Genomic DNA, 12797 nt, shown 5'->3' with positions numbered 1-12797 from the left:
CTATCGGGCGCGCCGAGCGAGTTTGCCGCGTCCGTCCCACGCGTCCCGCACGGCACAGTGACAACCTCCGATAAGCGCTGCTCGGAACGGGGTGGACCTCGTACACCACATTCTCAGTGACTAGCCGTACACTCTGGCGGGCGTGTGGCGCGGCACACGTGACGCCCGGACGGGCCGGGGCGACCGGCCGCCGGCGACGACCAGGTAGAGGAAAGGGGAGCACGGGTGGCTTCCAGCAGGGACCGGCAGCGCAAACTGGCGCGGGCCAAGCTCGACCGGCAGTTGGCTCGCCGGGCCGCCTCGACGCGGCGCCGACGGCAGATCCAGGCCGGAGTTGGCGCCGCTCTGATCCTCGTGTTGGTAGTGGCCGGCTCAGCCTGGGCGCTCGGGGCGTTCGACTCCGACCCGAAGCAGAACACGGCCGCGGAGGACACCTGCCTCTGGACGCCGCAGGACGCGACGGCAAACACCAATCTCAAGGACGTCGGCACTCCGGCCACCAAGGATCTGCCCACCGACGGCACCCGGGCGATGACGGTGACCACCAACCAGGGCGCTCCGATCACCACGGAACTGAACCTGACCAACTCTCCGTGCGCGGCGGCGAGCATCGCCCACCTGGCGAGCAGGTCGTTCTACGACAACACCAAGTGCCACGAGATCACCGCCGAGGGCGCGCTGCGTTGCGGCGACCCCAGCGGCACGGGTCTTGGCGGGCCGACCTACTCGTTCTACGACGAGGAGGTGCCGACCGTGCCGTCGGCGTCGCCGTCGGCCAGTCCGGCCCCCGGGCAGCCCCCGACCTACCCGAAGGGCACGGTGACGATGGTCTCCAACCCGCCGGGCAGCAACGGCAGCCAGTTCCTGATCTTCTTCAAGGACTTCACCACCGCCGACCCGAAGTACCCGGTCATCGGCCGGGTGACCGGCGGGCTGGACGTGGTGGAGAAGATCGGCGCCCTCCCGACCGTGGACAATGGGACCGGGGCGAAGATCAAGCCCAGCACCGATGTGACGATCCAGAGCCTCACGGTCGGTGAGCCGGTCACCGGTGCGGCACCGGCTCCCTCGGCCTCCGGCACCCCGGCCAGCAGCCCGAGCGCCGGCTGACCGGACGCCACCACCCACCCCAAGCGGCACCCAGCAGCAAACAGCCAGGAGGATCCAGGCGTGACGTCCACCAGAGAGCGGCAGCGCGCGGCGGCACGCGCCCGGCTCGAGAAGGAGATGGCCGAGCGTGCGGCCAAGGCCCGCAAGCGCCGGCAGACGACGGCGATCGTCAGCGCGGCTGCCGCGCTGGTGCTCGTGGTCGCCGGCACCGTCTGGCTGGCGGTGAGCCTTGGCGGCGACGACGACGACAAGAGCGACACCGCCGCGCCGGCGGCGGGCGCGGCCGAGTGCGTGTACAACGCGGTGCCCACCGAGCAGCGGCCCCCGCAGATCAAGGACGTGGGTTCGCCGAGCAACCAGCAGTCCGCCAAGGGCGTCCAGACCATGACGATCGACACCAACCTCGGCCCGATCACCGCCAAGGTCGACAGGTCGCTGGTGCCGTGCACGGCGGGCAGCTTCACCCACCTCGCGGAGAAGAACTTCTTCGACAACACCAAGTGCCACCGCCTGGTGACCGAGGGCATCAAGGTGTTGCAGTGCGGTGACCCCAGCGCCACCGGCAACGGCTGGCGCCCCACCGACGGCCAGGGCGGCCCGAGCTACCGCCTGCCCGAGGAGAACCTGCCCACCGACAAGCGCCCGCCGTACCCGGAGGGTGTCATCGCGATGGCCAACTCCGGTCAGCCGGGCAGCACCGGCAGCCAGTTCTTCATCGTCTACGGCGACTCGCCCCTGGACCCGGCGTACACGGTGCTGGGCACCATCACTGGCGGCCTGGACCTGGTCAAGGACGTGGCCAAGGCCGGCGACGACGGGGCGTTCGCCCAGCAGGCCGGCGGCGGCCACCCGAAGAAGGAGGTCATCATCAAGGACCTCACGATGAGCAACCCGCAGGGCTGACCCCCCGCGCGCACGACGAAGCGCCCGCCGGCTGAGCCGGCGGGCGCTGTCGCGTTCTCGGGGTACGCGTCGAGCCGCGGATCTGACCCGGTGGGTGTCAGGCCCCGGAGGTGACCCGGTAGGCGTCGAAGACGCCGTCGACCTTGCGAACCGTGGCCAGCAGGTGGCCGAGGTGCTTCGGGTCGGCCATCTCGAAGCTGAACCGGCTCACGGCCACCCGGTCACGGGTGGTGGTGACGGTGGCGGAGAGGATGTTGACCCGCTCGTCGGAGAGCACCCGGGTGACGTCGGCCAGCAGCTTGTGCCGGTCCAGGGCCTCGACCTGGATGGCGACCAGGAACGTCGAGGCGGAGGTGAGCTTCCAACTCACCTCGACGACCCGCTCGCTCTGCGCGCGCAGGTCCTCGGCGTTGGCGCAGTCGTCGCGGTGCACGCTCACCCCGCCGGAGCGGGTGACGAAGCCGAACACCGAGTCCGGTGGGACCGGTGTGCAGCAGCGGGCCAGCTTGATCCAGACGTCGCTGACGCCCCGGACCACCACGCCCGGGTCGCTGCTGCTCTGCCGGCTGCGCGGCGGTCGGGTGGCGACGGCGGTCTCGGCGATGTCCTCCGCCGCGCCCTCCTCGCCGCCGTACGCGGCCATCAGCTTCTGCACCACCGACTGCGCGGAGACCTGGCTGTCGCCGACCGCCGCGTAGAGCGAGGCCACATCGGCCAGGTGCAGGTCGCGGGCGATCGACATGAGCGCGTCGGAGGTGAGCATCCGCTGCAACGGCATGCCCTGCTTGCGCATCGCCTTGACGATCGCGTCCTTGCCGGCCTCGATCGCCTCCTCGCGCCGCTCCTTGTTGAAGTACTGCCGGATCTTCGTCCGGGCGCGCGGGCTCTTGACGAAGCCCAGCCAGTCCTGTGTGGGGCCGGCCGTCTCGGACTTCGACGTGAAGATCTCGATCACGTCGCCGTTGGACAGCGTCGACTCCAGCGGCACCAGCTTGCCGTTGACCCGCGCCCCGATGCACTTGTGCCCGACCTCGGTGTGCACCGCGTACGCGAAGTCCACGGGTGTCGACCCGGTCGGCAGCGGGATGACGTCACCCTTCGGGGTGAAGACGTACACCTCCTGGCTGGACAGGTCGAAGCGCAGCGCGTCGAGGAACTCGCTCGGGTCGGCCGCCTCCCGTTGCCAGTCGAGCAACTGCCGCAGCCAGGTCATCTCGTCGATGTGCGCGGGCGGGCCGACGATCTGAGTGCCCTTGTGCTCCTTGTACTTCCAGTGCGCGGCGATGCCGAACTCCGCGGTGCGGTGCATCGCGTACGTGCGGATCTGCATCTCCACCGGCTTGCCGGTGGGCCCGATGACAGTCGTGTGCAACGACTGGTACATGTTGAACTTGGGCATCGCGATGTAGTCCTTGAACCGGCCCGGCACCGGCTGCCAGTTGGCGTGGATGACCCCCAGCGCCGCGTAGCAGTCGCGAACCGTGTCGACCAGGATCCGCACACCGACCAGGTCGTAGATGTCGTTGAAGTCGCGACCCCGCACGATCATCTTCTGGTAGATCGAGTAGAGGTGCTTCGGCCGCCCGGTTGTCTCCGCCTTGATCTTGGCGGCCTTCAGGTCGGTCTGCACCTTCTGCGTCACCTGCCGCAGCAGCGCCTCACGCTGCGGCTGGTGCTCCCCGATCAGCCGGTTGATCTCCTCGTAGCGCTTCGGGAAGAGCGTGCCGAAGGACAGGTCCTCCAGCTCCCACTTGATCGTGTTCATACCGAGCCGGTGCGCCAGCGGCGCCAGGATCTCCAGCGTCTCCTTGGCCTTCTGCTCCTGCTTGGGGCGGGGCAGGAAGGTCAGGGTGCGCATGTTGTGCAACCGGTCGGCCAGCTTGATCACCAGCACCCGCGGGTCCTTGGCCATGGCCACGACCATCTTGCGGATCGTCTCGGCCTTCGCCGCGTCGCCCAGCTTGACCTTGTCGAGCTTGGTGACGCCGTCGACCAGCAGGGCGACCTCGCCGCCGAAGTCGGCCCGCATCTGGTCGAGGGTGTACTCGGTGTCCTCGATGGTGTCGTGCAGCAGCGCGGCGACCAGCGTGGTGGTGTCCATCCCCAGGTTGCCGAGGATGGTCGCCACCGCGAGTGGGTGGGTGATGTAGGGGTCACCGGACTTGCGGTACTGCCCGGAGTGCCACCGCGCTGCCGTGTCGAAGGCGCGCTGGAGCAGCCGGGCGTCCGCCTTGGGGTGGTTGTCCCGGTGGCTGGCGATGAGCGGCTCCAGCACCTCGCTGACCTGGGAGGTCTGCCAGGGCGCGTTGAACCGGGCCAGCCTGGCCCGGACCCGCCGACCGGTGGGCGCGTTGGACAGCCCGAAGCCACCGCTGGGCGACGGGTCGATGCCCGCGTCGGTCGGGAACGGCACCACGACGCCATCGGCGCCGGGGGACGCCTCGGCGCTCGGCGGGCCGCTGGTCGGACGCACCGCGCTCTCGCCGGGAGCCCGGCCGGAGCCGTTGCCGGTGCCCGTCACCCGGGCCGGCGCGTCGCCTGTCCGGTCGGTCACCGAGCCGTCAGCGTCGCCTGTCGGGTGCACCGTGCCCTCCGCCGGAGGGACGACATCGTGGGACACCGGCCTCCTCACCGCTCGCCGGAAACACGCCGGCCGAAGATCGGCCGGCCTGGTCTCGCTCGCCGGACGGGATACCGCCGGCGTCAGCAAAGGGCAATGCTACCCGCACGGACGGCCCCCTGCCGCTCCGCCGGACGGTCGGCGCCGGGTCCATCCGACGGGTCCCGGATCAAACGGTCAGCAGAGTATCGACCGGTTCAAACGGTCAACAGGGCGTGCACGGGACGCGGCGCCAGTCGCTCGCGCCCGCCCAGAAAGCCGAGCTCCAACAGCACCGTGAAGCCGGTGACGGTGCCGCCGGCCCGCTCGACCAGGTCCAGTGTCGCCTCGGCGGTGCCACCGGTGGCCAGCACGTCGTCGACCACCAGGACCCGGTGCCCGGCGGTGAAGGCGTCCTCGTGCACTTCGAGGGTGGCCTCGCCGTACTCCAGCTCGTAGGAGACCGAGTGCGCCGGGCGGGGCAGCTTGCCGGCCTTCCGCACCGGCACCACGCCCACCCCGGTCGCGTACGCGATGGCCGCCGCCACGACGAACCCGCGCGCCTCGATGCCGACCACCACGTCGAAGGCGTCCCGCCCGTGGTACGCGACGATCCCGTCGATCACCTCACGGAAGACCTTGCCGTCGGCGAACAGTGGCATCAGGTCCTTGAACATGACGCCGGGCTTGGGGAAGTCGGGCACGTCCAGCACCCGACTGGCGACCAGTCGGGCGACCTCCGGGCCACTGTCCCCGCGCGCTGCGGTGCTGTGGGTCTCCGTCACGGCTGTTTCGCTCTCCTTCGACGACGAACGGCGTCCGGCAACAGCATGCCGGACGCCGTTCGGGTGTTTCCTGTCGGGTCAGCGCCGCTTGGCGCCACCCGGCCGGTTGCCGCCGCCACCCGGGCGACCGCCCCGGGCGCCGGTGGGCCGCTTGCCCGTCGGCCGAGCGCCCACCTTGGGGGCGGCACCGGCCAACGCGGCGGCGTCCTGGTCGACCGGCTCGTCGGTCGCGTCGGCCTGGGCCACCGGGCTCGCGGCAGCACCCTTACCGGTGACCTCGCCGCGGCCGACAGCGCCCCGCCGGGTCAGGACGCGCTTGTTGTGCGCCTGGATCCGCGGGTCGTAGTTCTTCAGCAGCGCCAGCAGCGGGGTGGCCACCAGGATGGAGGTCAGGAACGCCACCGCCATACCGACGAACAGCACCAGACCGAGGTCCTTCAGCGTGCCGGCGCCGAGCAGGCCGGCACCGATGAAGAGCAGACCGCCGACCGGCAGCAGGGCGACCACCGAGGTGTTCAACGACCGCATCAGGCTCTGGTTGATGGCCAGGTTGGACGCCTCGGCGTACGTCTGGTTGTTGTTGGCGGTGATGCCCCGGGTGTTCTCCTGGACCTTGTCGAAGACCACCACCACGTCGTAGAGCGCGAAGCCCAGGATGGTGAGGAAGCCGATGATCGTCGACGGGGTGACCTCGAAGCCGACCAGCGAGTAGATGCCGGCGGTGAGGATCAGGTTGGTGATCAGCGAGGCGACAGCGGCCACTGCCATCCGCCACTCGAAGCGCAGGATCAGGTAGACCATCACCAGCGCGATGAAGATGACCAGACCGAGTACGGCACGCTCGGTCACCTGGCTGCCCCAGGCCTCACTGACCTGGTTGTCGCTGATCTGGTCGGCGCTGATGCCGAGGTCCTCGGCGATCTGGGCCTTGACCGCGGTGGCCTGCTCGGCGGTGAGCTGCGGCGTGCGCAGCTCGTAGGAGTCGCCGCCCGGGCCGCCGACCTTCTGCGTGGTGGCCACCGTGACGCCGGTGTTCTCGGCGGCGAGGGCCGAGTTGACCTCACGCTCGGCGTCGTCCAGGGTGCCGACGCTGGCCGGCACCTGGAACGAGTTACCGCCGGCGAACTCGATGCCCAGGCTGAACCCACGGATCGAGAAGCTGAGGATCGCGATCAGGACCAGGAGCCCGGCGACGCCGAACCAGAGCTTGCGTCGACCGACGATGTTGAGACCGGCCTCGCCGTTGTAGAGGCGGCTCGCCAGACCGTTTTCAGCCATCTCAGGCCTCCTTGGCGCGCGGGTTGCGGGGCTGAGTCGGCTGGTTGCGGGCCGGCAGTGCCCGGCCCAGACCGCTGACCCGCGGGGACAGGAACGCCTGGGTCCGGGCGAACATCGTCATGATCGGGTGCCGGAAGAGGAAGACCACCACCAGGTCCAGCACGGTGGCCAGGCCCAGCGCGAACGCGAAGCCCTTGACCGTGCCGACCGAGACCACGTAGAGCACCACAGCGGAGAGCAGGGTGATCGCGTTGGCCGAGATGATCGTCCGACGGGCCCGGATCCAGGCGCGGGGCACCGCGCTACGCGGGCTGCGACCCTCCCGGATCTCGTCTTTCAGTCGTTCGAAGTAGATGACGAACGAGTCCGCCGCCACACCGAGCGAGACGATCATTCCGGCGATGCCGGCGAGGGTGAGCGTGAAGCCGATCTGCCGGCCGAGCACCACCAGCGCGCCGAAGACCAGCAGCGCGGAGAGGATGAGGCTCAGGAAGATCACCGAGCCGAGCAGCCGGTAGTAGAAGAACGCGTAGATGATGACCAGCAGCATGCCGATGCCCGCCGCGAGCAGACCGGCGCGCAGGTGGCTGGCACCCAGCGTGGCGGTGACGTTCTGCGCCTCCTGCTGCTCGAAGGTCACCGGCAGTGCGCCGTAGCGGAGCTGACCGGCGAGGGTGCTGGCGTCCTTCTGGGTGAAGGTGCCGGTGATCTGGGAGTTGCCGGTCAGCACGCCCTGGATCTCCGGGGAGGAGACGATCTTGTTGTCCAGTACGACGGCCACTCGGCACTTGCCGTCCTGGCCCAGCGCTGTCGCGTCGCAGGCCTGGCCCTCGTTGTTGAACGCCTCACGGGTCAGCGAGGTCCACTTGCCCTGGCCGTCGCCGGTGAAGTCCAGGCTGACCACCCAGGCGTTGGTCTGGTCGAGCACCGCGTCGGCGTCGGACACGTCGGTGCCCTCGACCTTGGCCTGGTCGAGCAGGTACTTCGACGCGCCGTCCTCGCAGGAGACCACCTGCTGCTTCGGGTCGGAGATCGACGCCGGGGGGCGCTGGTCGAGCTGCGTGCAGCCGATCGTCGGCACGTTGAACTGCATCTGCGCCGGCAGCACCGCCACCTCCTGCGGAGACAGCGTGCCGAACGGCTTGAGCTTCTCGGCCAGCGACGGGTCGGCGGTCAGATCGGCCGGGGCCTGCAACCCGTTGGCGGCCTGCCACGCGGCGGCGCCGACCTTCTGCTCGACGACCTTGCGCTGCTGCTCGACACTGGCCGGCACCGGTTCGGCGCTGGCGCTGGGCGCGGCGGCGCTCGGCGAGGCCGTGGCGGACGCGGAGGGGGTCGGTGTGGCGCTGGGCGACGCCGGGGCCATTCCGCCCTGACCGCCGCTGGGCGACGAGGTCACCTTCGGCGAGGCGCTGCCCGTCGGGGTCGGGGTCGCGCTGCCGGTCGGGGTCGCGCTACCGGACGGGGCCGGCGTGGCGGCGGGCGGCACGGCGGCCGTCCCACTGCCGTCGGCGCCCTTGAGCACCTTGCGGAAGCGCAGCTCAGCCGCTTCGCCCACGTCGTCGAGGTTCCGGTTCTCACCGGGCAGGGAGATGACGATGTTGCGGTTGCCCTCGGTGACCACCTCGGCCTCGGCCACGCCGAACGCGTTGACCCGGCTCTCGATGATCTCGCGGGCCTCCTCGAGGTTCTCCGCCGTCGGGGGCTTGCCGTCGACGCTGTTGGTCGCCTCCAGTGTCACCCGCGTGCCGCCGATGAGGTCCAGGCCGAGCTTGGGCTCGAGCCGGTCCTTCCAGCTGCCGCTGGCGCCAGCGAAGAACACCAAAAGATAGAGGACCACGAAGATGAACCCGAGCACGGCGAGCTGCCGCCCGGGGCGCATCTGTCCCTGAGGTGGTGCCACGGCTGTCCTGTCTCCCTGTACGGTCGCGCCGCTGTCGCAGCGGCGGCGGTGTCGGGCCGGGGGTCCTGCCCGACGGGGTCTGCCTTGAGCCGACGGAGTGCCGACACGAGGACCGGGCACCCCGGCGCGGAACGCCGACGGTCACGGGAACGTGCCGACGCCCGGCGTCGACCCAACTATCCAGTTTTCACGTCTCGCCCGCTGCCCCGTTCGGGCGCGACGACCCGGAAGTCGGCCGACCGGCCGTACGCCGCAATCGCCGCTCCCGAGGGGAGGGGTCAGTCCTTGACGGTGTCCGCGTCCTCGGTGACCGGCTCGCTCGGCAGCTCCGCGCGGGTGACCACCCGCGCGATGGCCGGACGGGCGTAGCGGGTCTGCACGCCCGGGGCGACCTCGATCAGGACGGTGTCGTCCTCGATGCCGGTGACCGTGCCGTAGAGCCCACCGATGGTCACGACCTCGTCGCCAGGGCCGAGGTTGGACTGCATCGCCTCCGCCTCTTTGCGGCGCTTCTGCTGGGGCCGGATCATCATGAAGTACATGACACCGAAGAGCAGGGCGATCATCAGGATCGGCGTGATACCGCCGGCCCCGCCACCCGCTGCTGCCAATTGCACGGTTACTGACCTTCCCATTGGCCACCTGCCCGGCACCGGGGTGCCGGAGCGGAGGCGGATTCTCACGTCCTGTACAGACCGCGGCGAAGTCTAAACCCTGCACCTGAGAACGCCGAATGCGGCACAGATCACGTTCACATCACGGCTGATCGACATCCAAGGAGAACAAGTCGGGCACAGGCGGACTATCCGCACCAAATGTACCATTCGGCGGCGTGCGCCCCAGATGCCGCCAGGCGGCCTCGGTCGCCACCCGACCCCTGGGCGTACGGGCCAACAGCCCGGCCCGCACCAGGAACGGCTCGCAGACCTCCTCGACAGTGTCCGGCTGCTCCCCCACCGCCACGGCGAGGGTGGACAACCCGACCGGACCGCCCCGGAACGAGTCGACCAACGCGGTCAACACCGCGCGGTCCAGCCGGTCCAGGCCGAGCGCGTCCACGTCGTACACGATCAGGGCCGCGCGGGCGGTGTCGAGGTCGACCACCCCGTCCGCCCGGACCTCGGCGTAGTCGCGGACCCGGCGCAGCAGCCGGTTCGCGATCCGTGGCGTGCCCCGGGACCGACCGGCGATCTCGACAGCGCCCTCCGGGGTGATCGGCACCCCCAGGATCCGCGCCGAACGGTGCAGCAGCGTCTCCAGATCCGCCGGGGCGTAGAAGTCGAGGTGCGCCACGAAGCCGAACCGGTCCCGCATCGGCCCGGTCAACAGGCCCGAGCGGGTCGTCGCGCCGACGAGGGTGAACGGCTCGACGTCCAGCGGGATCGCCGTCGCCCCCGGCCCCTTGCCCACCACCACGTCGACCCGGAAGTCCTCCATCGCGCTGTACAGCAACTCCTCGGCCGGCCGCGCGATCCGGTGGATCTCGTCGATGAAGAGCACGTCGCCCTCGGCGAGGCTGGTCAGGATCGCCGCCAGATCGCCGGAACGCTCGATCGCCGGGCCGCTGGTCACCCTGATGCCCGCGCCCAGCTCGGCGGCGACGATGTTGGCCAGGCTCGTCTTACCCAACCCGGGCGGGCCGGAGAGCAGGATGTGATCCGGCGGCGACCCCCGCCGCATCGCGCCCTGCAACAACAGGTCGAGCTGGTCGCGCACCCGGTCCTGGGCGATGAACTCGGCCAGCCGCCTCGGCCGTACCGTGGCCTCCGCGTCCCGGTCGGCGTCGCTGACGTACGCCGAGACGAGCCCCTCGGTCTCGCTCATCGTGCCCTCTTCATTCGCGACTGCGAGGCTCGCAAATCCGGCTCACTCCTCGCGCTCATCGCCCCGCCGCCCGTCGCGGCCGGGCGGTCATCGGGTACGGCCCAGCAGTCGGATGGCCTGCTTGAGCAGGACCGGCACCGGCGGGGTCTCACCCTCGATCGACTCCGCCACCGCGGCGACAGCCTGATCGGCCTGCCCGGCCGTCCAGCCCAGCCCCACCAGCGCCTGCCGGACCTGGTCGGGCCAGCTGCCGCGGGTCACCCCGGCCGCCCCGTCGGCGCCGATCGGCACCGGGCCGATCCGGTCGCGTAGCTCCAGCACCAGGCGTTCCGCGCCCTTCTTGCCGATCCCGGGTACGCGGGTCAGGGCGGCCGTGTCGGCGTTGGCGATCGCCTTGCGCACCGCGTCCGGGGTGTGCACCGCCAGCACCGCCTGGGCCAGCCGCGGGCCGACCCCACTGGCGGTCTGGAGCAGCTCGAACAGTGACTTGGCGTCGTCGTCCGCGAAGCCGTAGAGGGTCAGCGAGTCTTCCCGCACGATCAAGCTGGTGGCGAGCCGGGCGACCTGGCCGACCCGCAGCTCCGCGAGGGTTCCCGGGGCGCAGTGCACAGCGAGACCGACCCCGCCGACCTCGATCACGGCCTGGTCCGGACCCGTCGCGGTCACCGTGCCGCGCACGCTGGCGATCATCGCGCTCCTCCTCGTCGTGCCCGGTCCGCCGCGGCGGCGATCTTGGACCGGGTCCCGCCGCGCCACACGTGGCAGATGGCCAGAGCCAGCGCGTCGGCGGCGTCGGCCGGCTTCGGCGGCTCGGCCAGTCGCAACAACCGGGTCACCATGGCGGTCATCTGCGCCTTGTCGGCCTGACCGGACCCGGTCACGGCGGCCTTCACCTCGCTCGGGGTGTACGTCTGCACCGGCAGCCCGGCCCGCGCCCCGGCCAGCACGGCGATGCCACTGGCCTGCGCGGTGCCCATCACGGTACGAACGTTGTGCTGGCTGAACACCCGCTCGACGGCGACGCTCTCCGGTTGATGCTCGGCGACCAGCTTGTTCAGCGACCGGTCCAGGTGCAACAGGCGCAACGCCAGGTCGTCGGCCGGGTCGGTGTAGACCACGTAGTAGGCGACCAGGGTGCAGGGCCGGCCGGGCACACCCTCGACCACGCCCACCCCACACCGGGTCAACCCCGGGTCCACACCGAGCACGCGCACGCCGCCCCCTCCCCAGCCGTCAGCAGTACGTGTGTTCGACACCCTAACCGGCGCCGTTCCCACCAGCCCCACGGGACACGCCCTCCGCACCCCGCCCCCACGCCCCACGGCGCCCTCGGCCGTCAAGGTCACGCTCGATCCTGGATGTAGTGGCCACGACTAGCCGGGATGCCACTACATCCAGGATGTTGCGCGATCTTGCAGCGCGAGGCGCGGCGGCACCAGGAGTGGTGGGACCGCGGCGCAGCGGTGGGGCGGGAGCGGGGTGGGGCGGGAGCGACGGCGGGGTGGGAGCGGAGCGGGTGGCGGGGCGGGTGGGGCCACACAGCTTTGGTACGGAGTATGTGTCGCTGGCCCATGTGCCGGGGAGCACACAGCTCGTAACTTCTTGCGCCATGACGGCAGAACCCGTGGTGGTCCCCCACGTCGTACAGGTCGACCTCTCCGGTCGGACCGCCCTGGTGACCGGGGGCGGCGGCGGCATCGGGCGGGCGTGCGCCCTGCGGCTGGGCGCGGCCGGCGCCAAGGTGCTCGTGGTGGACCGCAACCTGGAGGCGGCCAAGGCGGTGGCCGCCGAGGCGGGTGGCCGGGCCGAGGGCGTGGACCTGTCCGACGCCGCGGCGGTGGATTCGCTCGACGTGGACGTGGACATCGTGGTGAACAACGCGGGGCTCCAGCACGTCGCGCCGTTGCAGGACTTTCCCGTCGAGCGTTTCGAGTACATCCAGCGGGTGATGGTGGAGGCGCCGTTCCTGCTGATCCGCCGGGCGCTGCCGCACATGTACGCCCGGGGCTGGGGGCGGATCGTCAACATCTCCTCGGTGCACGGGTTGCGTGCCTCGCCCTACAAGGCGGCCTACGTCTCGGCGAAGCACGCCCTGGAGGGGCTGTCGAAGGTGGTCGCGTTGGAGGGCGCCGCGCACGGGGTCACCGCCAACTGCATCAACCCGGCGTACGTGCGTACCGCGCTGGTGGAGAGCCAGATCGCCGACCAGGCTGCCAGTCACGGCATCGACGAGGCCGAGGTGATCGAGAAGATCATGCTGGCCCGGGCCGCGATCAAACGGTTGATCGAGCCGGAGGAGGTGGCCGAGCTGCTGGCGTACCTCTGCTCGCCGCCGGCGGCGTTCATCACCGGGGCGTCGATCGCCCTCGACGGGGGCTGGACGGCCAACTAGTGG

Annotated in this window: 11 protein-coding genes; 3 read left to right on the top strand and 8 right to left on the bottom strand. The window is 70.7% G+C overall.

Features of this window, described 5'->3' with window-relative positions; translation table 11 throughout:
* Positions 1-225: 225 nt before the first annotated feature.
* Entirely contained in the window at positions 226-1110 is an 885-nt protein-coding gene (locus OHB44_RS12780) for a peptidylprolyl isomerase (protein WP_238683009.1), read from the top strand.
* Between the two features lie 60 nt (positions 1111-1170).
* On the top strand, positions 1171-2013 hold the full coding sequence (locus OHB44_RS12775) for a peptidylprolyl isomerase (protein ID WP_238683008.1): 843 nt from the start codon (positions 1171-1173) through the stop codon (positions 2011-2013).
* 97 nt (positions 2014-2110) lie between these two features.
* On the opposite strand, the gene OHB44_RS12770 is transcribed toward OHB44_RS12775, so the two are convergent.
* The 8 genes from OHB44_RS12770 to ruvC all read right to left on the bottom strand — a co-directional run bounded on the left by OHB44_RS12770 (position 2111) and on the right by ruvC (position 11616).
* On the bottom strand, positions 2111-4633 hold the full coding sequence (locus OHB44_RS12770; protein ID WP_112584552.1) for a RelA/SpoT family protein: 2523 nt from the start codon (positions 4631-4633) through the stop codon (positions 2111-2113).
* Positions 4634-4830: 197 nt separating this feature from the next.
* On the bottom strand, positions 4831-5397 hold the full coding sequence (locus OHB44_RS12765; protein WP_238683007.1) for an adenine phosphoribosyltransferase: 567 nt from the start codon (positions 5395-5397) through the stop codon (positions 4831-4833).
* Positions 5398-5475: 78 nt separating this feature from the next.
* Complete coding sequence (secF, locus tag OHB44_RS12760; RefSeq protein WP_238683006.1) at positions 5476-6675, bottom strand: protein translocase subunit SecF; 1200 nt, start codon at positions 6673-6675, stop codon at positions 5476-5478.
* A 1-nt stretch (position 6676) separates the two neighbouring features.
* Positions 6677-8578, bottom strand: coding sequence for a protein translocase subunit SecD (gene secD / locus OHB44_RS12755; RefSeq protein ID WP_238683005.1), 1902 nt, complete (start codon positions 8576-8578; stop codon positions 6677-6679).
* A 278-nt stretch (positions 8579-8856) separates the two neighbouring features.
* The gene (gene yajC / locus OHB44_RS12750) at positions 8857-9213 is read right to left on the bottom strand and encodes a preprotein translocase subunit YajC (RefSeq protein WP_238683004.1); all 357 of its coding nucleotides are present in this window, start codon (positions 9211-9213) and stop codon (positions 8857-8859) included.
* A gap of 121 nt (positions 9214-9334) precedes the next feature.
* A complete protein-coding gene (gene ruvB, locus OHB44_RS12745; RefSeq protein ID WP_238683003.1) occupies positions 9335-10402 on the bottom strand; it encodes a Holliday junction branch migration DNA helicase RuvB in 1068 nt (355 codons plus the stop codon).
* A gap of 87 nt (positions 10403-10489) precedes the next feature.
* A complete protein-coding gene (ruvA, locus tag OHB44_RS12740; protein WP_210784947.1) occupies positions 10490-11092 on the bottom strand; it encodes a Holliday junction branch migration protein RuvA in 603 nt (200 codons plus the stop codon).
* Complete coding sequence (gene ruvC, locus OHB44_RS12735) at positions 11089-11616, bottom strand: crossover junction endodeoxyribonuclease RuvC (protein ID WP_091401816.1); 528 nt, start codon at positions 11614-11616, stop codon at positions 11089-11091. Before ruvC ends, ruvA begins: the two co-directional genes overlap by 4 nt.
* A 395-nt stretch (positions 11617-12011) precedes the next feature.
* On the opposite strand from ruvC, the gene OHB44_RS12730 reads away from it, so the two are divergent.
* Positions 12012-12794, top strand: a complete 783-nt coding sequence (locus tag OHB44_RS12730; protein WP_124817383.1) for a 3-hydroxybutyrate dehydrogenase — start codon at positions 12012-12014, stop codon at positions 12792-12794.
* Positions 12795-12797: the final 3 nt, after the last annotated feature.

The organism is Micromonospora sp. NBC_00821 (genome assembly GCF_036347035.1).
Taxonomy (GTDB): Bacteria; Actinomycetota; Actinomycetes; order Mycobacteriales; family Micromonosporaceae; genus Micromonospora; species Micromonospora hortensis.
This window is presented reverse-complemented; position numbering and strand designations above follow the sequence as displayed.

Coding starts and splice junctions, on each gene's coding strand:
- ruvB (WP_238683003.1), bottom strand. CDS start 10,402: ATGAGCGAGACCGAGGGGCTCGTCTCGGCGTACGTCAGCGACGCCGAC.
- secF (WP_238683006.1), bottom strand. CDS start 6,675: ATGGCTGAAAACGGTCTGGCGAGCCGCCTCTACAACGGCGAGGCCGGT.
- ruvA (WP_210784947.1), bottom strand. CDS start 11,092: ATGATCGCCAGCGTGCGCGGCACGGTGACCGCGACGGGTCCGGACCAG.
- yajC (WP_238683004.1), bottom strand. CDS start 9,213: ATGGGAAGGTCAGTAACCGTGCAATTGGCAGCAGCGGGTGGCGGGGCC.
- OHB44_RS12730 (WP_124817383.1), top strand. CDS start 12,012: ATGACGGCAGAACCCGTGGTGGTCCCCCACGTCGTACAGGTCGACCTC.